The 23,586-nt window shown below is 70.2% G+C and carries 19 protein-coding genes and 1 tRNA gene; 10 read left to right on the top strand and 10 right to left on the bottom strand.

Annotated elements, in window-relative coordinates; genetic code table 11:
- Positions 1–125 precede the first annotated feature (125 nt).
- Positions 126–1,628, top strand: a complete 1,503-nt coding sequence (locus ACFWOG_RS15835) for an N-6 DNA methylase (protein ID WP_380358736.1) — start codon at positions 126–128, stop codon at positions 1,626–1,628.
- A gap of 55 nt (positions 1,629–1,683) precedes the next feature.
- Positions 1,684–2,310 carry a hypothetical protein gene (locus ACFWOG_RS15830; RefSeq protein ID WP_380358733.1) on the top strand — a complete coding sequence of 209 codons (627 nt, stop codon included), beginning with the start codon at positions 1,684–1,686 and terminating at the stop codon, positions 2,308–2,310.
- Positions 2,311–3,108: 798 nt separating this feature from the next.
- On the opposite strand, the gene ACFWOG_RS15825 is transcribed toward ACFWOG_RS15830, so the two are convergent.
- On the bottom strand, positions 3,109–4,914 hold the full coding sequence (locus ACFWOG_RS15825; RefSeq protein WP_380358731.1) for an AAA domain-containing protein: 1,806 nt from the start codon (positions 4,912–4,914) through the stop codon (positions 3,109–3,111).
- 396 nt (positions 4,915–5,310) lie between these two features.
- Here ACFWOG_RS15825 and ACFWOG_RS15820 point away from each other — a divergent pair, with 396 nt between their 5' ends.
- The 5 genes from ACFWOG_RS15820 to ACFWOG_RS15800 all read left to right on the top strand — a co-directional run bounded on the left by ACFWOG_RS15820 (position 5,311) and on the right by ACFWOG_RS15800 (position 10,702).
- Positions 5,311–6,558, top strand: a complete 1,248-nt coding sequence (locus tag ACFWOG_RS15820; RefSeq protein WP_380358728.1) for a tyrosine-type recombinase/integrase — start codon at positions 5,311–5,313, stop codon at positions 6,556–6,558.
- Positions 6,559–7,181: 623 nt separating this feature from the next.
- Positions 7,182–7,487 carry a helix-turn-helix domain-containing protein gene (locus ACFWOG_RS15815; protein WP_380358726.1) on the top strand — a complete coding sequence of 102 codons (306 nt, stop codon included), beginning with the start codon at positions 7,182–7,184 and terminating at the stop codon, positions 7,485–7,487.
- A complete protein-coding gene (locus ACFWOG_RS15810; protein WP_380358723.1) occupies positions 7,488–8,732 on the top strand; it encodes a tyrosine-type recombinase/integrase in 1,245 nt (414 codons plus the stop codon).
- 97 nt (positions 8,733–8,829) lie between these two features.
- A complete protein-coding gene (locus tag ACFWOG_RS15805; RefSeq protein WP_380358721.1) occupies positions 8,830–9,015 on the top strand; it encodes a hypothetical protein in 186 nt (61 codons plus the stop codon).
- Positions 9,016–9,340: 325 nt separating this feature from the next.
- Complete coding sequence (locus ACFWOG_RS15800) at positions 9,341–10,702, top strand: restriction endonuclease (protein ID WP_380358719.1); 1,362 nt, start codon at positions 9,341–9,343, stop codon at positions 10,700–10,702.
- A gap of 123 nt (positions 10,703–10,825) precedes the next feature.
- Here the strand turns inward: ACFWOG_RS15800 and ACFWOG_RS15795 are convergent, their stop codons facing one another.
- Complete coding sequence (locus ACFWOG_RS15795; RefSeq protein WP_380358717.1) at positions 10,826–13,036, bottom strand: HEAT repeat domain-containing protein; 2,211 nt, start codon at positions 13,034–13,036, stop codon at positions 10,826–10,828.
- 237 nt (positions 13,037–13,273) lie between these two features.
- Here ACFWOG_RS15795 and ACFWOG_RS15790 point away from each other — a divergent pair, with 237 nt between their 5' ends.
- Positions 13,274–13,468 carry a hypothetical protein gene (locus tag ACFWOG_RS15790; protein WP_380358715.1) on the top strand — a complete coding sequence of 65 codons (195 nt, stop codon included), beginning with the start codon at positions 13,274–13,276 and terminating at the stop codon, positions 13,466–13,468.
- Between the two features lie 209 nt (positions 13,469–13,677).
- On the opposite strand, the gene ACFWOG_RS15785 is transcribed toward ACFWOG_RS15790, so the two are convergent.
- The 8 genes from ACFWOG_RS15785 to ACFWOG_RS15750 form a co-directional block, all read right to left on the bottom strand.
- Positions 13,678–13,751, bottom strand: a tRNA-Pro gene (locus ACFWOG_RS15785).
- Between the two features lie 132 nt (positions 13,752–13,883).
- Entirely contained in the window at positions 13,884–15,167 is a 1,284-nt protein-coding gene (locus ACFWOG_RS15780) for an MFS transporter (RefSeq protein ID WP_380358764.1), read from the bottom strand.
- Between the two features lie 138 nt (positions 15,168–15,305).
- Positions 15,306–15,809: a MarR family winged helix-turn-helix transcriptional regulator gene (locus tag ACFWOG_RS15775; RefSeq protein WP_380358712.1), complete on the bottom strand. Its 504-nt coding sequence runs from the start codon at positions 15,807–15,809 to the stop codon at positions 15,306–15,308.
- 80 nt (positions 15,810–15,889) lie between these two features.
- Positions 15,890–16,681: a DUF1684 domain-containing protein gene (locus ACFWOG_RS15770; protein ID WP_355401926.1), complete on the bottom strand. Its 792-nt coding sequence runs from the start codon at positions 16,679–16,681 to the stop codon at positions 15,890–15,892.
- Between the two features lie 264 nt (positions 16,682–16,945).
- Positions 16,946–17,806 (bottom strand): acyl-CoA thioesterase II, encoded by an 861-nt coding sequence (locus ACFWOG_RS15765; protein WP_329882815.1) that lies wholly within the window; start codon positions 17,804–17,806, stop codon positions 16,946–16,948.
- A gap of 276 nt (positions 17,807–18,082) precedes the next feature.
- Entirely contained in the window at positions 18,083–18,769 is a 687-nt protein-coding gene (locus ACFWOG_RS15760) for an alpha-ketoglutarate-dependent dioxygenase AlkB (RefSeq protein WP_329948037.1), read from the bottom strand.
- Between the two features lie 61 nt (positions 18,770–18,830).
- Positions 18,831–19,301: a transglycosylase family protein gene (locus ACFWOG_RS15755; protein ID WP_380358709.1), complete on the bottom strand. Its 471-nt coding sequence runs from the start codon at positions 19,299–19,301 to the stop codon at positions 18,831–18,833.
- Positions 19,302–19,646: 345 nt separating this feature from the next.
- Entirely contained in the window at positions 19,647–20,477 is an 831-nt protein-coding gene (locus ACFWOG_RS15750) for a transglycosylase family protein (protein ID WP_380358707.1), read from the bottom strand.
- Between the two features lie 702 nt (positions 20,478–21,179).
- On the opposite strand from ACFWOG_RS15750, the gene ACFWOG_RS15745 reads away from it, so the two are divergent.
- Together ACFWOG_RS15745 and ACFWOG_RS15740 are read left to right on the top strand one after the other, a co-directional pair.
- Positions 21,180–22,031 (top strand): hypothetical protein, encoded by an 852-nt coding sequence (locus ACFWOG_RS15745; protein WP_329882811.1) that lies wholly within the window; start codon positions 21,180–21,182, stop codon positions 22,029–22,031.
- A gap of 604 nt (positions 22,032–22,635) precedes the next feature.
- Positions 22,636–23,409: a hypothetical protein gene (locus tag ACFWOG_RS15740; protein WP_380358704.1), complete on the top strand. Its 774-nt coding sequence runs from the start codon at positions 22,636–22,638 to the stop codon at positions 23,407–23,409.
- Positions 23,410–23,586: the final 177 nt, after the last annotated feature.

The raw sequence follows: 23,586 nt of genomic DNA, 5'->3' as shown, positions 1-23,586 counted from the left end.
AGCCGGACCCGCACTACCGGCGGCGCGATGAGGGCAGCCAGTCTGCCCTCATCGGGCCGCCGGCGTTTTCCTGTAACCGTCATACGCACGTCGCTGCCGTGAGCAGCTGGTCCTTGGGGAAGAGCATGGCCGCAAACGCGTACTTCGCCGCTAAGCTGTCCGACGACGAAGTGGTGGACTGGAGTCCGGTGGGCATCGCCGACCGGTTCCGTAAGTTCTTCGTTGCCCGGCTGACGTACTCAGGTGTCAGCAAGCTCCTGTTCATGGAGCACCTAACCTACCTGCTGTTCCTCAAGCTCGACTACGAGCGCTCTCAGCGACAGGGACGCTTCGCCCAGCCTGGCGTCGTGCCCGCCGGGTACAGCTGGCCCAAGCTGGCGACCAAGACGGGCGAGGAGTTGCGTCAGCAGCTCACCCTGGTCCTCGCCGAGTTGGCGAAGCTGGACCAGTCCGTCGAGCACCCCGAGCTGTCGACCACGGTCGCCATCTTCCGTGACTCCCATATTTGGAATGCCCAGCACCTTGCTCACCTGGCAGCATTGATCACTGACGAGATCGATCCCTACGACTGGTCCAGCAACCTGCTAGCACTCGGCGAGGCGTACGAAATCCTGCTCACGGGCTTCTGCGCTGCAGAGGTCGACTCCAAGCGGGAGACCGGCCAGGTGATCACTCCGCGCCCACTGCTGCGAGCGATCGCGCAGACCCAGCTGATCACTTCAGAGGACACCGTCCTCGACCCGGCGCCGGGCACGGGTGGCACCCTACTCGCCGCGTATCGCGAGATGGCAGGCACAGCCGGCCATCTTCCGGAGACCGCATACGCGGGCAAGGACCGCGACCACCAGATGGTGCGGTTGGCCACAATGAACATCCTCCTCAACACCCGTCGCCCGTTCTCCGCGCCCGCCCCGATCCAGCACGGCGACTCCCTCGCAGCTGGCGGTGCCGTGATCCACCGGCCCGCAGGAACCCCCAGCCCGACCGTAGTCCTCTGCAATCCGCCTTTCCGCAGCAACACACCGCGCCCGACTTCCCGTCACGACCTGCTGCCTACACCGCTGTTCCCGGCAAACTTCCTCCAGCACATCGCTGTCGGCTTGCCCGTCGGCGCACGTGCCGCTGTCTTCGTGCCAGACAGTGTGCTGACTGGCAGCACCGCTGAAAAGATCCTTCCCCCGCTCCTTCAGACCTGTGACCTGCACACCATGCTCCGCTTGCCCGCAGGCAGCTTCCGCAATGGCACCTCCCTGAGCGGCGTCAAGGCCAATGTGCTGTTCTTCACCAAGTGCTCGCCCTCGCCGACCGGCACCGCAGCAACGTCCCGACTGTGGATCTACGACGCCCGAAGCCTCACTACCCAAGCCCTCACTGAAACAGAACTCGACGACTTCGTTGACGCGTACGCCGCCGGCCTGCCCCGGCACGAGCGAAGCCCACGCACATACTTCGGCTCGCACTCCTATGCCGATCTCCAGGCGTGCCGCTTCCAGCTTTTCAATCTCGCTGCTGGCCCGCAGGCGCCGGTCGAACCGCTACGGCCTGCCAAAGAGATCGCTGGCGAGATCGCAGAGAGCCTGGCCGAGGCTCGCCAAATCTTCGCGGACCTGGCTGCGGAACTCCCCTAGCTTGCAGCTGACCGACAACTGACCTTGCACCAGCGCATGTCTGAGGAGCCCCGCTGTGACCATTCCCGCGCCGCCAAGCACTCCGCAATATAACCAGTTTCTCCAAAACATCACGTACGCCCAGGGCATGGTGGACGCAGCCCACCACATGAACGACACGCTCAAGGGCGATCTGTGCAGGGCCGCCTGGGTTCAGGCTGTTTCCGCCCTCGACCACTGGGTCCACCTTGAGGTCTATGCGAGAGCTGTGGCGATCGTGATGGATACCTCCGCTGATCGGCCCACCCAGCTTCAGAAGTTCCCCATGCCCTGGAAGTACATCGAACGCATCCAGCACAACCAGGAACCGATGGCCACAGTGTTCCGGGAGGCACTCAGCGCTGAACTCGGCCGCCGCACCTACCAGAACTACGAAGACATCGGCAGCGCCTTCCAGCTCATCCTTCCCAACACCAGTGCCAGCGCCATGTGGAACATGGTCGCCCAACATCTGGGCATGGCCAAGGCCGACGTCTCCAAGCGGCACGCCGAGGTCCTATGGCGCCGAAACAAAATCTCTCACGAGTCCGATGTGACCGATACTGTCACCGGCGACCGGCGCCGTATTACCCAGCAAGAGGCAGCCGACGCAGTGCACTGGATCAAACAACTCGTCCAGGCTCTCGCACTAGCAATCCGCTAAACCCCTGACCCCAGGTTCTAGCCAGGTTGTCGAGCGTCGATGTCGGACAGCGGTGGCAAGTCAATTTGACTAATCGAAGAACTCGGCAGGCTTTGCTCAGACGACTTGCCTTGCCACTGCAGGTGCATGACCAGCTACCCGCGCCACATCGCGTCCTTAGACGTCGAGCGATCGGGCTTTCTCCCTGATGGGTGGACACGCTTACTTGACGGGAAATGCCAAATTTCCGGCACCTTGGTGATGTACCGAACATGAGGGCCTTGGAAGTAGCCGCGGACGATGTGCGGCTGCTTCTGCCGGCGGCGAAAGAAGCGCCGGACCTCGTCGGCGAGCTGGTCGGCGTTGCGGGCTCGGGAGGCCGGCAGTAGGGTCCGCTTCAGGTCGGCGTTGACCAGCTCGTCCGGGTTTCCGGCGCGTAGGCGGACAGCAGGTGCCGGGTGATCCGGCCCGGATGGCCGGCGAGCCAGGCTCAGACCTTCTTGCTGCGCTGGACGGAGTGCCGGTCGACGACCAAGTGGATGGGGCGGTCGAACTGCCGATTGAGCGGTCGAGGAAGTCGCAGAACACCTCGGCGGCAAACAATCCCCAGTAGACGGTGAATCACATCTTCCCGCGGGGCTGATCGCCGACATCGCGTTGACCGAGAAGCGGTTGCCAGTGCGGTACACAGTCGGTGTCCGGCCGAACGGGGCCCAGGTACGGCCGAAAACCTGGTCCGAGCGGGGATACCAGTACGGTCCGCGAACAAGGTCTCGGTACCCTTCCTGAGCCGTCGTTCGGGTCGCGGGCCATACCTCCTCACGCCAGGCCCGAACGACTGCGGACGGCGAGGAGGACTTCGGGCAGGGTGGCGGCGCCGACCTCGTCGACGAGGACGACGTCGTAGGGGCCTTCGAAGACTGTCGGGTTGGTGCGGAATCTGGCGAGGGTGGTGGCGACGAGGCGGGCTTCGCGGATGATCTGGCCCTGTGCGTCGCGGGCGAGGCGTTCGTACTGTTCGTGGAGTTCGCGGTGCTGCTTGATCAGCGCGGCTTGGCGGGCGCTGTCGGCGGCTACGAGGGATCGGAGGGCCTGAGCTTCACCGTGGGTGGCCGGGTGGCCGCGGCGTTCGGCCCGCTTGACGTCGTCGGACGCGGCGAGGGTGAGGCGCAGTTGTTCGTCGAGGTGGACGATGCGGGCGGCCGCTTCCTCCTCTGCGTCGCGGGCCTGGCGGAGCGCGGTGTCGGCCTGGTGCAGTTCGGTGTCGATGGCGGCCAGGTCGTCGCGGGTGAGCGGGATCTGCTGGCTGAGCCGGGTGATGGTGGTGTGGGTCTGGAGGCGGTGGCGGTCGGCGAGGGCGCGGGCTTGTCGGGCGTTGTCGAAGGTGCCTTGGTGGCGTGCGAGGGTGGTGTCGCGGTGCTTCTCGGCGGCGGCGATGGCTGAGCGCGCGGTGAGTTTGGCCAGGCCCTTCTTGGCTTCGAGGTCGTCGAGGGCCTGCTGGGCCTCGGCTACTTCCTGGTGTGCGAGGAGCGCACGGGCCTCGGCACTGGTGGCGGCCTCTTCGACGTCGGCTGTTTCGGCTTCCAGCGCGTCGATCTCGGCCCAGGCGGCGCGGTGGCCGGCGGCGTTGTCGCTGCTCTGTCGGGCTTGCTCGGCCTGGTCCTCGGCGTGCGTGAGGAGGGGCTGAAGGTCGCGGTGCTGGTCGGAGTAGGCGGCGAGTTGGGCGGTGAGGTGTTGCGCCGCGAGGGTCGGATCGTCGAGGCGTTGACGCTGGCGGGTGTAGTGGTCGGCGTCGAAGTCGGCGAGGCGGAGGGTGAGCGCGGCGAGGCGCTGGGCTCGTTGTTGCTGGGCGCTGAGTTCGGCGGCGACGGCTTCGCGCTGCCCGCCGATGGCGGCGAGCTTTGCTCGCACCATGAGGGGAAGGCAGACCTGGGGGTCGTCGGCGATCTGTTTCAGGTGCGGTGGGCCGACGCGGACGAGTTGCCCGGGAGCGTGGCGCTGTTCCTTCACGACGCCGAGGAGGGCGTTGTCGACGGCGATGTTGGTCGCCGACACCAGGAGCACGCGCTTTCCGGCGGAGATGAGGTCGCTGATGGCGCGTTTGAGGACCGAGGTCTTGCCTGTGCCGGGTGGCCCCCAGACGAGCCACAGGCCGGTGCCGACGCACGCGCGGTAGGCGAGGTCCTGGGCCGGCAGGAGGGTGCCCGACGGCAGGCCGTGCGGTGAGAGTCGCCCGCCGGGTTCTCCGCGGGCGAGCAGGCCGGCGAGGCCGTCGTCGGTGATGCCGGCGATACCGTCGCGCAGGGATTTGACGAGGAACGTCGCGGGTTGCTGGTGGAGCCACAGGCACGGGTCGGCGGGGTCTGCGAAGTCGGGCACGCGGATGCGCAGGGCGGTGCCGTCGTGGGAGACGTCGAGGACGGGGTGGCCGTCTTCGACCGTGTTCTCATCCGGTTCGGCGAGGCGGAGGCTGTCGGTCTGGAGTTGGTCGGCGTTGATGGTGAGGCCGCGGATGTCGATGGCGTACTCGCCGGGGCCGGCTGCGACAGCGCGTCCCAGTATCCGCCAGTAGGGCTTGCGCCCGGTGCCGCCTTCTGCGGCGAGCCAGGAGTCGAGCGCCGTCACCGTTTCCTCGCGCCAGCCCACAGTCCCCCCATCGCCAGTACGCGTCCCCCGGTCGCCTATGTCCTACCACTGGGGACGGTTCGTCGTAGGAGCATTGCCGAGATCCACGGCCGGCGTTCGGCACCCGGGGCCACGTGTCCCGGCCGGCTTCCCTCCCCCGGACAAGGCCGCGATGTCCTCTCCGCCCATCCCGGGGCTCCCGGGCAGGGGCCGCCTTGCGACGCCGCAGGTCCACACTGGCTGTGCGTCCACCCTCAAGTCCGGAAGGAGGACACCATGCGTGGCTCTGGAACGATCTACAAGCGGTGCGGTTGCCGGGACTCCCGCACTGGTCGACAGCTCGGAAGGACCTGCCCTGACCTCCACCGCCGCGGCCACGGTTCCTGGTATCTCGCGATGCCACGGCCCGCGACCGTCGACGATCACCGCTCCCGCCTGCGTCGGGGCGGGTATCGCACCCGCAAGGACGCCACCGAGGCTCTCCAGCGCCTGCGCGACCGCGACCGCGTGCGCCAGGACGAGCTCCTCACCACCGGCCAGTGGCTGCTGCGCTGGTACAGCACCGTGGAGCCGCACCTCCGGCCGTCGACCGCGCGCGGCTACCGTAAGCACCTGGAGCAGTACCTCGTTCCGCTGCTCGGCCACGAACTGCTCTGCGAGCTGACCAACGAGGGCGTCCAGCAGGCCTTCAGCACCATCGTCCGTCGGCACCAGAGCGCGGGCCGGCCGATAAGCGCGGGCACGCTACGCCGGATCCAGGCGACCTTGCGTGCCGCCCTCAATGTTGCCGTACGCAACGGGATGCTGACCACCAACCCGGCGCGACACCTCGACCTGCCGAGGGCGCCGCGCCCTCACCCGGTGGTGTGGACCGATGGTCGAGTGGCGGAGTGGGAGCGAACAGGCGAGCGCTCTCCCGTCGCTGTGTGGACGCCGGCCCAGACCGCCGCCTTCCTCGCCTACGCGAGCGGGCACCGCTTGTACGCGCTGTATCACCTGTATGCGCTGCGTGGCCTGCGTCGCGGGGAAGGCGTAGGGCTCCGCTGGTCGGACTTCGACGCCTCTGGCCGAACGCTCACGGTCGCCAGGCAGCTACAGCAGCGAGAGAACGGCCGCCTTGAGGCCTGCCCGGTCAAGACTCGTGCCGGCGAACGGACGATCGCCCTCGACGGGAGCACCGTCCGCATCTTGAACACTCACCGTAATCAGCAGAGGAGGGAGAAACTCGCAGCGGGAATTGAATGGAATGAATCCGGATACGTATTCACCGACGTCTACGGGAGTCCGCTGCGCCCGGACCACGTCGGTCACGTCTTCCAGGGCATGGTTCGCAGAAGTGGCCTACCGCCGGTCCGCCTCCACGACCTGCGCCACGGCGCGGCAAGTCTTGCCTTGACCGGCGGATCCGATCTCAAAGTTATCCAGGCCCAGTTGGGTCACTCGACGATCGTCACCACTGCCGACACCTACACGTCGGTCCTGCCCGAGACGGCCCATCTCAGCGCAGAAGCGACGGCCCGCGTGGTGATCGACGCAGCTCGGATGATCTCCAGAGGCATCCGTAGTCAGCCCAAGACGCGCAAGCGACGCTCAGGGGTCCGCCCCGCCGCCATCGCAAGCAGAAGAATCCGTAGCTCAGAGTGAGTTATTGACGTTTCGTCGGCGTGCTTTACCACCCCACGCGCGCCTCACTCGCCACCCATCACGGGACCCCACCCAAGCCAGTCCCCCACTCCGTGACGCACGCCTTCCCAGGTCAAGGGGCCTACGACCAAGAAAGTGATGTCCAGAGAGGAATCCGCAGGCCTACGGATTAAAAGTCCGCAGCTCTTGAGTTAGCCTCGACTCGACGTAGGGTGCCGACTGGCCAGCACTCCTTACGTTCGTCACGGACCGTAGCCGCGACTCTTCGCCTGCCGTCGCTTTCAGGGTACTCCCGGGCCTTCGCCCGGCGCCCTGGCCGCGACCCACCAGGCAAGAACGCCAGTTGCGGCATGCATCGCAGCCAGCACCGAGAAGCACCCCCTCAACCCGGGGTGACCTGCGCAGACTCCCGGTGGCAGTAGGCCGTCCGCGGCGGTCACAGACATCCGGTCGCCTTCCACCCGGTGTGCCCGCCGGGTCTCGACGCGCCTCGAAGAACCTCACGTACGTACGGTCTGTCCCGTTCAGCACGCCGACCCCTGTTCCGCCCGTCCAGGCGGACAGGTGACTGTGGGCGTGCCCGGCCGAGCCCAAGCGGCTCCACCACCCGCCAGAGGGAGACCATGTACGCCCGACCCCGCGTTCCCGCCGTAAGCCGGCTCTCGGTTCCGACCCCGGCCGCCGCCGACCCCGCGCACCAGGCTGATCCGGCAGCGGAGTTCGACCTCCTGCACAGCGGCTGGTACTCGACCGAGGAACTCGCCGCACTGCTGAAGGTCGACCCCTCGACCCTGCGGCGCTGGCGCTCCGCCACTCCCCCGCTGGGACCGCCGTTCGTGCAGATCGCGCCCCGGCTCTACCTGTACAGCATCCCCGACACCCAGGTGTGGCTCGCCCACAAGCGCACCGACCCATCCGAGGCAGCCTGAATGTCCGACCCCACCCAGCTCATCCCCTTGGGTGTCGACCTCACCACCGACATCGAACACCGCCCCGACCGCCGCCCACAGTTCCGCTACCGCGCCCGCGTGCGCTGGACGGACCCCAACGGCGGCGGTCGCAAGTCGGCTTCCTCCTCCGTCCCCACGGAGACCGAAGCCGAGGCCTGGATCGCCCGCATGGAACGGGCCGCGGCACGAGGCATCACCCCCAAGACCCTCACCATGACCCTCGCCGAGTACGGCGACGAGAACTGGGACCTGGCGATGCGCGGCCTGGAGACCACCACCCTCGACCCCTACACCGCCGGCTGGAAGCTGCGCGTCACCCCGGTCCTCGGCCACATACCCATCACCAGCATCACCAACGGCATCACCGACCGGGCCCTCCACTCGTGGATCGCCGACGGACTCAGCATCTCCTCCGTCAAGAACAGCCTCGCCCCGCTCGTACGCATCATGGAGCAGGCCGTCCGCGACGGTCTCATCGACGTCAACCCCTCACGGATGAGCGGCTGGCAGCGCCTCTACAAGAAAGCCGAGGACGAACTCGACGACCCCCGCTCCCTCGCCCTCGCCGACTGGGACGCCCTCGACGAACTCGCCAACGCCCTCGTCGAACGCTCCCACAACCACTACCGCGGCTGGGGCGACATCGTCCGCTTCGCCGCCTGCACCGCCGCCCGCATCGGCGAGGTCTCGGGCGTGCGCGTCAAGGACATCAACCGCTTCGACTGGACATGGGACCTGTGCCGCCAGACCACCACCAGCCCCGGCGGCCTCATCGACAAGGGCACCAAGGGAAAGCGGCGGCGCACCGTCCCCATCATCGAAGAGATCCGCGACCTCGTGAACTGGCGCATGAACGTGGTCGGAAACGACCCCATGGCCCGCCTGTTCACCGGACCACGCGGCGGACGCATCACCACCGCCATCCTCCGCGACGCCACCCACTGGGACGAAGTCGTCGTCAGCCTCGGCTACGAGTACCTGCGCCGGCACGACCTCCGGCACACCGGCCTCACTTGGCTCGCCGACGCCGGCGTCCCCATCCACGTCCTCCAGAAGATCGCCGGCCACGGCCACATCACCACCACCCAGCGCTACCTCCACCCGGACAAGAGCTCCATCGAGAACGCCGGCCGCTCCCTCAGCAGGCACCTGTCAGCAGACCGGACCACCTCGCAGGCGGCAGCGACCGAGGCGCCCGTTCGTCATCTACGTCTCGTCCAGTAGACGGCCGTAACGGGCAGCCTCCGAGGTCTCGCCGCTGACCATCTACCTACGGCAGCGAGCCTGCCATCGTCAACCACGCTGTTGTAGAAGTGGACTTGTGACAGACAACGAGCAAGGTGCGGAACCCTGGGTCCGGTTGCTGCACCGCGAGCAGACGGCACGCAACATCCACGGCAGCCTTCGAGCCTCTGACATCACCGTGCCGCTGGACGCCGTACTCGACCTGTGCAACCTTGAGGTAGTGACGCCCGACGGCAACCCCGCTCCCCTCCCACCCGGATGAGCGCTCCATCTCCTCGACGGTGCCAGCACAATGCCACCCACCGCTTGCTCCGACCCGCTCCGACCGCACCCGGATTTCCGGCGGCCCCATCCGGGTAGGGCTGCTGTCATATCGCGCAGGCAGCACGGACCCCACGCGGGTTCGCGCTGTCATGGACCAGGGGGTGGACCGGGTGGCACGCCGAAAGACTGTGGCGGAAATCCTCGCCGAGGCGTACCGCCTGAAGCAGCAGGCACGAGCCGCGGAGGCGCAGCGCGGGACGCAGCAGCCGACGAACGGCCAGGCCTCCGCGCCGGCGGCTCAGCCCCGCCCCAGGAAACGGAAGGTGGACCCCGCAGTCGAACACGCCCGGCTCCTGGCCGCCGGCGAGAAGCACCTCCAGCGTGAGGAGGCCGCCCGCGCCAGGGAAGCCGCCCGCGTGGAGGCCGAGTTGGCCAAGCGCCAGGCGGCCCGCCGCCGAGCAGAGGAAGCAAGGAAGCGCGAGGACGCCCAAGCCGAGAAGGAGGCCCAGCGGCAAGCCCGGCAAGCGGAGACGGCCCGGCTCAAAGCCCTGGCCGAGGCGGGCACCGCCGAGTGCAACCTGCGCCGCGAGGAACTGGAGACGGTCCTGCTCCTACGACCCGAGGGCCTTGAACTGTGGCATCCCCACGTCGAGCAGGCGTTCATCCACGAGGGTCCCCAGGGCGTCGCAGAGATGGTCGAAGACCTGCTGCAGCGGTCCCCCGTGCCCCCTGGGTGCCGAACGGCATCCCGCGCGGTCTACACCCCCGAGGCCCAGCAACTCCTGGTCGACGTCGAGCTTCCGAACCACGAGATCGTCCCCGCGGTGGCCTCCTACCGCTACGTCGCCCAGCGGGCCGAGGTCGTCCCCCAACCCGCCAAACAAGCCGAAGTCCACGACGCCTACGCCCGGCTGGTGGCCCGCCTGGCCCTCCGGGCGCTGGACGAGGCGTTCACCGCCACACCGGCAGCATTCGTGGAGACCGTCATCCTCAACGGCCGCGTCAACGCCACCGATCCGACGACCGGCCAGGCCGTCCGGGCGTGCGTCGTCAGCGTCGTCGCCCAGCGCAAGGACTTCGCCGAACTGGTCCTGGACGAACCGCGTCTCGACCCGCAGCAGTGCCTCCACCGGCTCGGAGCCACCGTCTCCAAGCACCCTCACGACCTGGAACCGGTCACACCCATCGTCGAGGCGGACCTGTCCCGCTACCGCATCATCACCGACACGGCCGTGGTAGCCACCCTCGACAGCCGGCCCGACCTGCTCCGGATGAACCCCTACGACTTCGAACGCCTGGTCCGCGAACTCTTCGAAGCCATGGGCTACGAGACCTGGCGCACCCAGGGCTCCCGCGACGACGGCGTGGACGCCGTCGCGACACTGACCGACCCGACCGGATCCACCATCTTCGCCATCCAGGCCAAACGCTCCAAGAACGTGGTCCCAGTGAACACCGTCCGCGCCATGTCGGGCGTCATGCACGACAAGGACGCCGGCTACGGCATCGTCGTCACCACCTCGTGGTTCGGCAAGGACAGCTACGACTTCGCCCACCGCAACGGCCGCCTCCGCCTCATCGACGGCCGCAACCTCAAAGCCCTGCTCGCCGAACACCTGAACATCGACGCCCTGATCGGGCTACCCAAGGTCCCCCCGGGCTGGCAAGCCGGCGACCTCGTGTGAAGCCGAACGCAGACCTATCCGCGACCGCCCCGAGCCGCCCGCCTCACGAAGCCTGCGAATGACCCACTGCACATCGGGCAACGGCACAGCCAGGCAACGATCCCAAGATCAGCAGGAAGCGGCCTAGCTCAACAGCGTCGGTCCGTCAGGGAGCCTCGTTGGATCGAAGGAGGCTGTGCGGTGGGCACCTGGGCCGATCTGGATGACGCGGGCCGCCGGGACGGTGGTCCAGGTGGCCAAGGTGGTTCGCGTCGAGGTGACGATCAGCTGGAAGCCCTGGTCGGCAAGTCCCGAGAGTATGTCGGAGACCGCGCGTTCCGCGGCGGGGTACGAGGAGCCAAAGGGCTCGTCGATCAGGAGAATCCGGTTTGGCACACCGTCCGGCTCGGCCAGGGAGCGGAGATTCGCCTTCCAGTTCCTAAGCACGGAAGCTCGACTGTCGAGCACCCGGACGTTCCGGTCGCTGAGGTAGTAGCAACTGTGTGGCGTCCGTCGATCGTTCCATGTGATTCGAAGGTGTTTGGCCAGGTCCTGGCTCACCAAGCTCAGCTGACCGATGGGGCGAGCAGAGTGCACCGAGTTCATTGACAGAGCCAGGGCCTCCAGCAGAAGGGTCTTCCCTGTGCCCTCGCCGCCCACAAGCACGGTGATCCCCTCATGGAAGCCGATCCCCTGGTGAAGCGCCTCAGCAACCGGCAGGGTTTCGAGTTCCTGATAGGAAGGCGGCAGTTCGGCAGCCTGGATGATGGCATTATCCGTCGCGGGAGCCATGGCCATGACATAGCCCCGGCTCGTGAGTTCCTGCACGACCGTCCAGCGGATGGACTCCGAGGGGTCGTCGCAAAGGGAGTGGAGCACGGCGAGTGCGGCGCCATCGTGGAGCCAGCTCTTGGCGAGGAACTCTGCGGCAGCCGCCCGGACGAGTGCGTCGCTGTCACGGGTCAGCGTGATTAAGCAATCGCGGACCGCCGGATCGTTCGCCCACCCCTGAACCAGCGCAGACATCATCGTCTCCCGAACGCCCGGATCCTTGTGCTGGACGAACCGGATCAGCGCGTTGCGTGCAACGCAGTCACCCGCCCAGCCGTGCACCAGCCCCAGCACCGCCGTCTGCCGGACGTGGTTCTCGGGGTCGCCGGCCAGCTCCACGACGGCCTCCTGGGCCTCGGGATTCCCCGCCCAGGCGGCTGCCAGGCCCCAGGCCACGTTGTGGCGAATGGCCGACTGATCATCATGGACGAGACGCAGAAGGGTGTCGCGGGTGCGTGGGTGGTGGGCCCAACCAGTCAGCATGGTCCGCACGGCGGTGCTGCGGGCGAGTGGGTCGCTCAGACGGGTGGCGGCCACCAGGATCGCCAGTTCATCGTCGGGGGCCAGCGGCGAGTCGCCCGTTAGAGCGCGCTGCAGGTCGTCGATCTTCTGTTCCTCCGCGTCGTTATACTCCTGGACCCGACCAAGGGCGGTCGCGATGTCCACGAGCGCAGACTCGGCACGGATGCCGGGGGAGAAGACTCCCTGGGCTGGCAGCAACGGGAGGTCGGGGAGCGGCCGCAGGTGCCCGACGTCGGTATGTGCAGCCAGCCGCCGTAGGTTGCCCTGCGCCTGGTCCCACAGCACCTCCAGTACCCGCCGCCGGTGGTCAACGCGGTTGAACTCCGCCTCCGCCGCCGCCTTGTACTCGACCGCCTCGGTGCGCTGCTGCTCGGCCTGCGAGCGCGGAGCCGTCAGTCCCGCGGTGTGTGGTGCGCCGAGATGGTTGAGATCAAGCTCGGTGATGATGTCTCGCAGCGCGTTGATGATCTGTAGCAGCGTTCCCATCAGCGTCTGAGTGTCACTCAACTCCCGCCGGAGGCGGTCCCCGGTGCGATGCGCCCGTTCGAGGTCGAGCTGGGCCTGCAGCGCAGCGATGGCCGCCGCTGGAATGGGAGGTTCCGGCTGTGGCTGCAGTTGCAGCAGCGCAGCCGGGCGGGTCTTCAGTCGACGCGCTTCGCTCAGCAGTTCTGCCGCTTCCCGGAACAGCGCCTGGTGACGGGGCTGAGGCAGGCCGGCAGCGGCACTGGTGATCTCCAGGAAGACCCGGAGGAACGGGACGGACGGCAGCCCGGTACCGCCCTTGAAGAGGCGGTCGAGGTGCGACTTCGAGAAGTTCATCCCACTCACTGGGGCGGCCGACAGGCCCTCCCTTGCCGCGTTCCCCGCCTGCTCCCGCTCGGCCCGTTGCTGGAAGGCGCGAGCGATCTCACGCGTGCTCAGGCCTGCCTCCTGCGCCCGGACCCGGAGGAAGTCCCCGAGTGCGCACGCAGCACCGACGCCGTCTCCCACTGTCGCGCTCATCGCTGGTTTCCCTCGAACTCCTGCCCCGGGGGCGCCCCAGACGCGTCGCTGGGACGGGCCCAGGACATCCGCGATCCTCCCAGATCGGGCCTACGGCCTGCATGCGATTGCCCCAAGCGGTCCCGGGCTGCCCCAGGCTGTCCCAGCGCGGGTTGGGGACACCACCTGCGCCGAGCACGCTGGCTGCGCGGTCGACGGCGGCCGTGAGGTGTTCCGAGCGGTGGAGGCGTGCGGCGAATGTCGACAGAGATCAACGAGGCAGTCCAGGCGATCGGCGAGGGATGCGGCGGCCATGCGGGCGGCGTTCCCGAGCTGCTGGCGGCCGCGGTGCCGGAGTTCCTCGGCGGACTCGCCGTGGCACTCGTCACCGCGCTGGCAACCTGGGGCCTGCGTCGGCGACGCACCCGTCGGGCGCCCGACGACGTGCGCTGATCGGGCAAGACCCGGAGGCGATGCGCACGCGATCCAAGGACTGTGGTGAGCCGCGGCGGGTCCTGACTCCGTCGGCTCGCTGGTCCCCGGCTGGTCCCTGGCAAGATCACGGACCGCCCGCTCCAGCGCCGTGGGCCACCTGTCGGGCCATCAACAAAAAGGCCGTTGGCCTGGGATTTCTCCCGGCCAACGGCCTTCCGACATCACTGTCGGGACGACAGGATTTGAACCTGCGACCCCTTGACCCCCAGTCAAGTGCGCTACCAAGCTGCGCCACGTCCCGTGGTCTCGTGGCCCTGGGCGGAGTCTGAGGGACTCTGCTTCGGGTTTCTCGACCTTGTCGGCCGGTGTCCCGGCGACGTGGAAAACAATACAGCACGTCGGGGGGTGCTCGCTGCCAGGTATGGGGGCGGGGTCAGGGGGTGGGGTGGCGGGCGTCGTAGCGGAGGAAGGCGGGGCGGCGGGCGGCGAGGAGGAGGATGGCAGCCACGCAGGCGAGGCCGCCGGTGACGACGGAGACGGCGGGGCTGGTGAGGGACGCGACGGCGCCGGATTCGAAGTCGCCGAGGCGTGGGCCGCCGGCGACGATCACGACGAAGATGCCCTGGAGGCGGCCGCGCATCTCGTCGGGGGCGGCGACCTGCATCATCGTGTTGCGGAAGATCATGCTGACGGTGTCGGCGCAGCCGGCGACGGCGAGCAGGAGGAGGCCGAGCCAAAGGTTGCGGACGAGGCCGAAGGCCGCGATGGCGAGGCCCCAGGCGACGACGGAGACGAGGACGGCGGCGCCCTGGCGGCGGACTCGGCCGACCCAGCCGGAGAAGAGGGCGCCGGCGAGGGCGCCCACGGCGGGGGCCGCGACCAGCAGGCCGACGGTCCGGGCGTCGCCGCCGTAGAAGGTGACCGCGATGGCGGGGAAGAGGGCGCGTGGCATGCCGAAGATCATCGCGGCGAGGTCGGCGAGGAAGCTGGTGCGCAGGTTGGGCTGGTCGCGCAGGAAGCGGAGGCCGTCGAGGACGGAGGCCCGGCCCTTGCGCTCGCCGAGCGGGAGCATCGCCGGCAGGCGCCACATGGCGTAGATGGTGGCGGCGAACGCGACGGTGTCGACGAGGTAGGCGGACTGGACGCCGTAGGCGCCGATGAGGACGCCGCCGAGCATGGGGCCGACGGTGAGGCCGAGGTTCATGCTGACGGTGTTCAGCGCGTTGGCGGCGGGGAGCTGTTCGGCGGGGACGAGGCGCGGGATCATCGCGGACCGGGCGGGTGAGCCGAGCGCGAAGAAGCCGGCCTGGACGGCGACGGCGACGTAGAGGACGGCCACGAGGCCGAGGCCGGCGAGCGCCTGGGCGGCCAGGACGGCGGAGACGACGGCGAGGCCGGCCGAACCGATCAGGCCGAGGCGGCGGCGGTCGACGCTGTCGGCGATCGCACCGCCGTAGAGGCCGAAGGCGATGAGCGGGAAGAGGGAGAAGAGGCCGACCAGGCCTGTCGCGAAGGTCGAACCGGTCAGATCGTAGACCTGGACCGAGACGGCGACGGCCGTCATCTGCTGCCCGACCGAGGAGACGACCTGGCCGAACCAGACCCGTCGGTAGTCGGCGTTGTCGCGCAGGGGGCTCAGGTCAGCGAAGGCCCCGCGTGCGGCCCGCCGGTACCACGGAGGGGCCGTGGCCGATACGGCAGGAGCCGTGACCGGCACGGCGTCGGCGGGCGCCGAGGGGGACGGTGCCGCCGGGGTGGGGGCCGGGACCGCGTCGGCGGGGGGCTGATTGGCAGGATGATTGGTCGACACGGAAACCCATGTTCCGCCCCGCTCCTCCGGGACCACCGACCGGGGTCAGTCGACTCCGACGTTGCCGAGGATCCGGTCCGGCAGAACGGCCAGTTGAGCGACGCCGGCGTCGCCGAGGCCCTTCGACATCTCCTGCTGACCGGTCACCGCGACCGCTGAGATCCGGACGTACGGCTCCCCGTCGGGGGCCGGTTCGACGGTGGCCGCGCGGCGGTCCTCGTCGATGCGACGGCGCACCACGAGCCCGCGCCGCTCCATCTGCTCAAGCTGCCGGGACAGGGCCGACCCCTCGATGCCCAGGTACCGCGCGAGGGCGCGCCGGATCATCGGACCCTCCAGCTTGCGGGCCGCGAGCACCGTCCAGGTGACGAAGGTCGCGCCCGACTCGGCGAGACGCGCCTCGAAGAAGGCCCGGCAGGACTTGGCGGTCAGGTGCAGCTCCGGGGCCACGCCGGTGCGCAGCCCGACGCCACACGGCCCACGCCCCGCGTCCCGTTCGGCCCGCAGACCAGCAGACCAGCAGACCGGCCCGGACGGGATGCGGGGCATGCCGAGGACCGTCCGCGGAACGACTGCAGACGTACCGCAGTCGTTCCGCGGACGGACCAGCAGACGGACCAGCAGACGGACTAGCGGGTGAGGACCTGCTTCTCGCCCGCCTCCACCGCGAAGTCCAGGCGGTTGCCGGGCGGCGGGAAGGGGCAGATGAAGTGGTCCGCGAAGGCGCACGGCGGCAGGTAGGCGCGGTTCAGGTCCAACACCGTGTGCCCGTCCGCGTCGGGCTCGGGGAGGGTGATGAACCGGAACCGGTAGGTGTCCCGGCCGCTCGTCGCGTCGGCGATGACGCCGCTCAGGCCGTTGCCCGAACGGCTCACCGTCAGCGTCCGGTGCTCGCCGGCGACGGTGAACTCGATCCGGCCGCTCACGGCCAGGCGGCGCTCCTTGCCGTCGGCGTTCGGGACCACCAGCGCCTGGGCGGCCTCGCCCTCGAACGGGGTGAAGACCGCCGGGACGGCCCACTCCGGCGCGTAGGTGTAGGCGGAGATGCCCGCGAACGATGCCCGCCCGGGTGCGGCCGGGTCGAAGACCCGGAGCGCCAGCTCCCCCTCGCGCTCGATCGGCACCAGGAGCAGCTCACCCAGGGTGGCGGTGTCCGCCGACGGGTCGGTGTCCGGGCGGAGCAGCGCCTCACCGTCGACGGGGGCCTCGGCGCCCGCGACGGTGATGCCGTCGGCGGCCGTCGCCCGGAACCGGATGCCCTCGGTGTCCGTCCACCAGAGGCCCGGCAGGCCGGGGATCTCGGCGGGATCCGGTTCGAGCCAGTGCGTGCCGGTGAGCGACAGCTGCCCGTGCAGTGCGCTCACGGACGCCGTCCGCTGATCGCTCCAGTGCTTCCAGTCCTCTGCGGCGGTCGCCGTCATCGGCACGCCCTCCCATTCCGGTCCAGGGCCCGCCGGGCGGGCCGTCCGTTCTCCGTTACCCCCGTAAACATCCGACACCCGGGTGGATCATTCCCGTTGCCGGACGGCTTGGCACGCCTGTAGTACGCCCGTCGCACGCCCGTCACATGAGCCCTTGAACACACAGTCCGACAGCACGTGGCCATGCGCACGTAACCCGCGGGACGTGGAGCGCTGAACGTGGGGCACACCACGTGGCACCCGAGGTGGGTCGGCCTTTCCTCATCAGCCCTTGATACGCCGGAACAGCCCCTCCTGGACCACCGACACCACCAACTGCCCGTTGCGGTCGTAGATCTCCCCGCGCGCGAGGCCCCGGGCGCCGTGGGCTATCGGGGACTCCTGCTGGTAGAGCAGCCAGTCGTCCGCCCGGAACGGCCGGTGGAACCACATCGCGTGGTCGAGCGAGGCCATGTCGAAGTGCCGGGTGCCCCAGAGCGGCTCGACGGGCGCGCGGACCGCGTCCAGCAGCGTCATGTCACTGGCGTAGGTGAGCGCGCAGACGTGGATCAGCGGATCGTCGGGCAGCGCGCCGTTGGTGCGCAGCCAGACGCCGCTGCGGGCCTCGACGCCGGCCAGCTCCTCCTTGGTCCACCGCAGCCGGTCGACGTACCGGATGTCGAAGGGCTGGCGGCGGCTGATGAACGGGGGCAGCTCACCCAGGCGGGAGCCGACCTCGTCCAGCGCGCTCGGCAGTTCCTCGGGCGCCGGGACGACGGGCATCGGGAACTGGTGCTCGATGCTCTCCGGTTCCGGGACGTGGAAGTCTGCGGTCAGCGCGAAGATCGACCGGCCGCCCTGGATCGCGAGCACCCGACGCGTGGTGAACGAGCGGCCGTCCCGGAGCCGGTCGACCTGGTAGACGATGGGCACGCCGGGCACCCCGGGGCGCAGGAAGTACGAGTGCAGCGAGTGGACCGGCCGGTCGCCGTCCACGGTGCGCCCCGCCGCCACCAGCGCCTGCCCGGCGACCTGGCCGCCGAACGTCCGCTGGAGCGCCTCCTCGGGGCTGCGCCCGCGGAAGATGTTCAGCTCGATCTGCTCGAGATCCAGCAGTGCGACGAGCTCGTCGACGGGGGTACCCATGGGACACGTCCTCTCCGGGCTGCCGACCCGGCCGGAGGTCTTCCGTCCGGCTGTCGTCACCCGTTCTCTCGGATTCTCCAGCCCATTCGAATTCTTCAGCGAGCCGGGACATTCCCCCGGGCAGGGGCCCGCCTCGCCGATTCACTCGAACGAGGTCGAACAGTATCGGTCGGCTGACAGGTGGCGGCCCCGGGCGGACCCCGGGTTCGGGCAAGGCCGGGCCCGGGCTCGCCCAGACCCGGAGGTCAGGACAGGGCCCGGCCCCAGGACCGTCCGCTACAACCCCGACTGCCGCACGGTGATGTTGAGCCGCCCGGTCAGGCCCAGCTCCGGGTCGGCCGTCCCCGGCAGCGTCCGCACCACGCCGTGGTACGCGAACCGGGCCGGGCCGCCGAAGACCAGCAGGTCGCCGCCGTGCAGTTCCAGGTCGGTCCACGGCCGGGTGCGGGTTTCGGTGTTCCCCAGCCGGAAGACGCAGGTGTCGCCCAGCGAGAGCGAGACGACCGGCGCGTCCGTCCGCTCGTCACGGTCCTGGTGGAGGCCCATCTTCGCGCCGTGCGGGTAGTGGTTGACGATCGCGATGTCCGGTTCGTAGCCGACCGCTCCGGGGATGTCGGCGGCGGCCTCGCCGTACGCGTCGGCGACCGCCCGCCGGGCCAACCGGGCGAGGTCGGACGGGAAGGGCTTGACGGGCGCGCCGTCCTCGGCGGTCCGCGAGTAGCCGTACGGGTACCAGTGCAGGCCGAGCCCGACCATCCGGACGGACATCATCCCGCCGGTGGGCATCCGGACGGAGTGCAGGCCCGCCGGCGGACGGGACCACTCGCGGCAGGCCGCCACCAGCCCCAGTTGGGTCTCCGCGTCGAGCCAGCCGGGGACGAGCACCGCGCCCGGTGCCGGCTCGGACCGTCCGCGCGCGGAGGCGGGGTCGAAGAGGCCGCCGAAGAACTCGCCCTGGGTCACTCCCCCATCCTCGCCCACACCTCCGACACCTCCGACACCTCCGACAGCGGGCACGCACGTGTCACCGGCCGCTCACCCCGGCCGGGGCCGTACCCCCGCCCGGGGGTCGTTCCCCCACGCGGGACCGCTCCCCCACCGGGTCGACGATCATCCCGATCTCGCGGGCGCAGCCCGGCCACGCCTCCCAGCCCTGCCCGCGCAGGATCTCCTCCCCGACCGTGGTCTGCGCGCGTCTGGTCGCACGGTCGGGGCGGTCGGCGAACCGCAGTCCGCCCGCCTCCTCCCAGGTCGACGGTCTGATCTGGAGCCCGCCGAAGTACCCGTTTCCGGTGTCGGCCTGCCAGTCGCCCCCGCTCTCGCAGGCGGCGAGCTCGTCCCAGATCATGTCCGCCACCGTGACCGCGGCCCGGGCCCGGACGGTCGGCAGCAGCGCCGTGCCCGCCGTCAGGCAGAGGGCGCAGGCGGCCAGGGCGGCGACGCGAACGACGGGAAGCGCGGCGGACGCGATCGGTCCGCGTGCTCCGGCGGTCACCCGATCACTCCCTCGGACGTCACGGGGCCGAGCTGTCCTGATGGCACACCAGTCGACCCTAGGCCGCCTCCGGCGGTGCATGGCGGATCGGTACGACCGTCCGGGCGTCCGGGCGGTCCGGCCTTCCGTGTACTCGCACCGACCTTCCGGGCCGCATCCGCGGCGCATCCGGCTCACGTCCGGGCCGCCTCCGGGCGCCCGCCTCACGGGCCCGACACGGCAACGGCACCGCCCCCGGCCCGCAACGCCGACGGCCGTTCCCCAGCCCGGTGGGCGGGGGAACGGCCGGTGGTCCGGCGCCGCAGGCCGGGGGCGGGCCTACGGCGCGGACAGCGGATCGTCGGATCAGACGGTCAGGGTCTGGCCCGGGAAGATCAGGTTCGGGTTGGCGCCGATGACCTTGGCGTTGTTGTCGTACAGCGCGTGCCAGTCGATGCCCTTGGCCGCGGCGATGGTGCTCAGGGTGTCGCCGGCCTGGACGGTGTAGTTGCCACCGTTGACCTGCTTGGCGTCGTTCGAGGTCCAGGACTTGCCGGACTTCGCGACGTTGTCGGCCTTGTCGGCCTTCGGCGCGGCAGCGGCCTTGGGGGTCTCGGTAGCCTTCGGGGCCTCGACGGCCTTCGGGGCGACAGCAGCCTTCGGGGCGGCGGTCTTCGGGGCCTCGGTGACCTTGGGCGCGGTCGGCTTCGGGGCCTCGGTGGCCTTCGGCGCGGCCGGCTTCGCGGCGGGGGCGGTGGTCGCACCGGCGGAGGTGTCGACGGCGGCCGGGGCGCCGCCCTTGGTCAGGCCGGCCTTGACGGAGCAGACGGGCCAGGCGCCCGGGCCCTGCGAGGCGAGGACCTTCTCGGCGACGGCGATCTGCTGCGCCTTGGTGGCCAGGTTGGCCTGCGAGGCGTAGGCGGTGCCACCGAAGGCGGCCCAGGTGCTGGAGGTGAACTGCAGTCCGCCGTAGAAACCGTTGCCGGTGTTGATGGCCCAGTTGCCACCGCTCTCGCACTGGGCGACAGCGTCCCAGGTGGAGACGGAGGCGGCGGAGGCCGAGGTGGCCGTGACGAGGCCGGCCACCGGCAGGGCCGCGACAGCGGCGCCCGCCACGACAGCCATCCGGACGCGGTTGCGCTTGGTGGCGGTGGACGTGGAGGTGGTGGCAGCGGCGGTCTCGTTACGGAAGGTCATGAGGTTCCTCTCGACAGCCCCGGGCGGGCATGCGGAACCAAGCCCTCGAAGGGGATGGGATTCGCTCGCCGCGTCCGTGGGGCGGCCGGGTACGTGTCGGACGTACCGCGCCGCCCCGGCCACCGCCCACGCACCGGCGACCTGTTCGAGCGGTCGATCGGCGGGCACGGCCTGCGCCGGGTGAACCGGCGGGCTGTGCGTCGGGGGTGAACCCGGGTGGTGCTCGTTGCACCGCCAATGAAGCTACGAGTCGGCCGCCAGGGATCCAAACACTCGGAGGTCTGCCCAGCTCAGCCGGGCATTACCGGCGGTAACCATCAGGCAATTGTGTCCAATTTGTCCGATTTAACCGTCATTTCCTAGATCAAACATCACTGTCCCGTGTCCCACCTCACAGTTTCATTCCGGCAGGCCCGCCATCGAGATCGACAGATTGCGAGCACGAGACCACGCTCCGCGGTCGAATCAGGGGCAATTACCGTCACCCGCACCCCCCACCCGTGACCCCTGACACAGGGGCCCGTTGGTAAGGGCGGCCGGGGCCGCCCCCTGCCCCGGCTCGAACAGACCCGACCGCCCGACCCCTACGGATTCACCCCGCCCGCCCTGCCGGCACCACCCCGGCGCCCCCGTCGGCACCACCGCCGACGCCCACTGCCAGCACCTACCGCCAACGCCCCTGACACCTCACAAGGAGAACAAGTGCCGCGCATGCTCGACGTCAGCGACGAGGTCCGGTCCGAGATCGGCGACGACGAGGCCGACCGCCTGCTCGGCGGCGCCCACGCTCCCGACAGCTACGAGTGCACCTCCTGCCGCACGCCCGGCGACACCCTCCAGGAGCCCACCAGCACCGTGCTGTTCGTGGGTGAGGAGACCGCGGTGCTCGCGTTCGCCCACGCCCGCTGCATCCCCTCCCAGGTGGTCCCGGTCTCCGAGGAGCAGCTGGTCGGCGCCGTCCGCAGCATCAGCCAGGCCCGGGGCGACGCCCCCGCCGGTACGCCCGGCCACCCCCAGCCGGCCCCGGCGCCCGCTCCCGAGTCCGGTCGGCCCGAGCCGTCCGGCCCGTCGAGCGCCCCCGGCCAGGCCGCCATCCTGGGCATCACCTGCGGGCTGGTGCTGCACGGCAGTACCGGCCACGCCTCGCTGGTCGTCGAGCCGACCGGACCGGTCGGCCGCCCGGGCAACACCAGCGGCGAGGACGAGTTCCTGGACCTCCTCCAGGACGCCGGCTTCCAGCAGGTCACCGACCTCGACAAGACGCCGGACCAGCTGCCCGGCTGGTCGGTGCTGGTCGCGATGGGCAAGCTGCACGCGATCCTCCAGCCCGCCGCCGCCGGCGGGAGCACCGGCTGGTGGCAGGCCCACCAGCCGCTCCAGGTGACCGACGCCTGGCGGTTCGCCGCCAACCAACTCGGCGAGGTGACCATGTACGCCGTCCCGGCCGGAACGGTCGGACGGCAGCCGCGCGAGGACCTGCTGCGCCTGGCGCTGGAGCGCGCGGTCGCCCTGGGCCAGGTGGTCGCCGCCTCCCTCCCCCTCGCCGGGACCTGAGCCCGCACCTGGCCCGCACCTGGCCCGCACCTGGCCCACGCCTGGCCCGGACCTGGCCGATACCTGAGCCGAACCCGGGCCGGACCCTGGCCGGGAGCGGATCCGGGAACGGGCCCGAGGCGTGCACCGCGCCGGACCACGGCCCGTTCCCCAGCCCGCGGGACGCCCGCTGCACCGCCCGGGCCCCGGCCCGCCTGCTCGGGCCCGTACGGGCCGACACCGGCCGACACCGACCTGTACGAGCCGGCGCGGGCCGGCGCGGGCCGGCGCGGGCCGGCGCGGGCCGGCACGCGCGCGTCGCGCCACGCCCGTACCTCGCCACGCCCGCCGGGCGCGTACGCCGCACCGCTGCGCCGTCCCGATCAGGTGCGCACCCGGCACATGCTCGGTGCGCACTCGGCGCGCAACCGGCGTGGGCACCCTGCCTCCGCGCCCAGCGCGGGCCACGCCTTACGTGCCCTCCCGCACGGCACAGGCCACCTTCCGGCCGGGCCGGGGGACCCCGCATCCACCGGCGAACTCGCTCGTTGGGCCCTGCGTGTACAGCTACGACGTCCCCGCATCCCACCGTCGATCCGCCACCGCCTCCCGCGCAATCCCGGGCATGCGCCCGTCGTACGACGCCGAGCACCCGAACTCGGCGACGCCGATCTACGACGAGCTGTACTCCGAGTACCGGCGCCTCTTCCGCGCCCTGCCGGGCGACCGCTCCGGCGAGGAGAACCTGAAGTTCGCAGGCTTCGCCGTCCGTGACGGCTACCCCGTCCTCGCGGACCGCTCCTACCCGCCGCAGCACCAGGCGTTCCAGACGTACGCGGGCCAGTCGATCGGCATCCCCCAGTTCATGCCGAGCCAGCAGACCGGCCCGGGACTCGCCGGCCACCACGGCCACCACGCCCCGCACGACCCGACCGGACATCACGGCCTCACGGCCCACTCCGGCGCGGGCGGCTCCGCGGACCACGGCAACCAGAACAACCCGAGCAGTCACACCGGCCACCACGGCCACACCGGCGTTACGGGAACCGGCCACACCACCGACCCCACCAGCGACGGAACCAGCCACGCACCGGGCGCCGGCCACACCCAGGGCCACCCCCAGAACCACAACCACAACCACAACCAGAGCCACGGGTTCGGCCAAGGCGCCGCACCGCTACCGGTGCCCGCCCAACCTGCCTCTGCCGCAGCCCAGTTCGGGAGCGGTCAGGGCTGGGTCGCGGCCGGTTACCTCGGGCCCGTCCCGCACCCGATGCCGGTGCCGGCTCCCGTGCCGGTCATGGGCACGGGCTTCGGCCACGCGCCGGGCAAGGGCGCGGGCGGTCGCCACCGGAGCATGCTCTCCCTGCCTCCGGGCCGCAGCGGCGACCAGCACTGACCCCGGTCACGCCGATCGCCCGACGCCCCGGGACGCCTCACGCGGCACTCACAGCGCGAGCACCACAAGCACCACACCCGCAACGAGCACCAGCACCAGCACCAGCACCAGCACCAGCACCAGCAGAACCACGCGCCGTCGAACGAACGGAGGCCCCGCCACCCGGTTCTCGGACTG

The organism is Kitasatospora sp. NPDC058406, from assembly GCF_042722765.1.
Lineage (GTDB): Bacteria > Actinomycetota > Actinomycetes > Streptomycetales > Streptomycetaceae > Kitasatospora.
Note: the sequence above shows the minus strand (reverse complement) of the source record. Positions and strands in the feature narration are given on the sequence as shown.

Coding starts and splice junctions, on each gene's coding strand:
- ACFWOG_RS15775 (WP_380358712.1), bottom strand. CDS start 15,809: ATGCCCCGCATCCCGTCCGGGCCGGTCTGCTGGTCTGCTGGTCTGCGG.
- ACFWOG_RS15835 (WP_380358736.1), top strand. CDS start 126: ATGGCCGCAAACGCGTACTTCGCCGCTAAGCTGTCCGACGACGAAGTG.
- ACFWOG_RS15795 (WP_380358717.1), bottom strand. CDS start 13,036: ATGAGCGCGACAGTGGGAGACGGCGTCGGTGCTGCGTGCGCACTCGGG.
- ACFWOG_RS15765 (WP_329882815.1), bottom strand. CDS start 17,806: ATGGGTACCCCCGTCGACGAGCTCGTCGCACTGCTGGATCTCGAGCAG.
- ACFWOG_RS15810 (WP_380358723.1), top strand. CDS start 7,488: ATGTCCGACCCCACCCAGCTCATCCCCTTGGGTGTCGACCTCACCACC.
- ACFWOG_RS15740 (WP_380358704.1), top strand. CDS start 22,636: ATGCGCCCGTCGTACGACGCCGAGCACCCGAACTCGGCGACGCCGATC.
- ACFWOG_RS15770 (WP_355401926.1), bottom strand. CDS start 16,681: ATGACGGCGACCGCCGCAGAGGACTGGAAGCACTGGAGCGATCAGCGG.
- ACFWOG_RS15750 (WP_380358707.1), bottom strand. CDS start 20,477: ATGACCTTCCGTAACGAGACCGCCGCTGCCACCACCTCCACGTCCACC.
- ACFWOG_RS15790 (WP_380358715.1), top strand. CDS start 13,274: ATGTCGACAGAGATCAACGAGGCAGTCCAGGCGATCGGCGAGGGATGC.
- ACFWOG_RS15820 (WP_380358728.1), top strand. CDS start 5,311: ATGCCACGGCCCGCGACCGTCGACGATCACCGCTCCCGCCTGCGTCGG.
- ACFWOG_RS15815 (WP_380358726.1), top strand. CDS start 7,182: ATGTACGCCCGACCCCGCGTTCCCGCCGTAAGCCGGCTCTCGGTTCCG.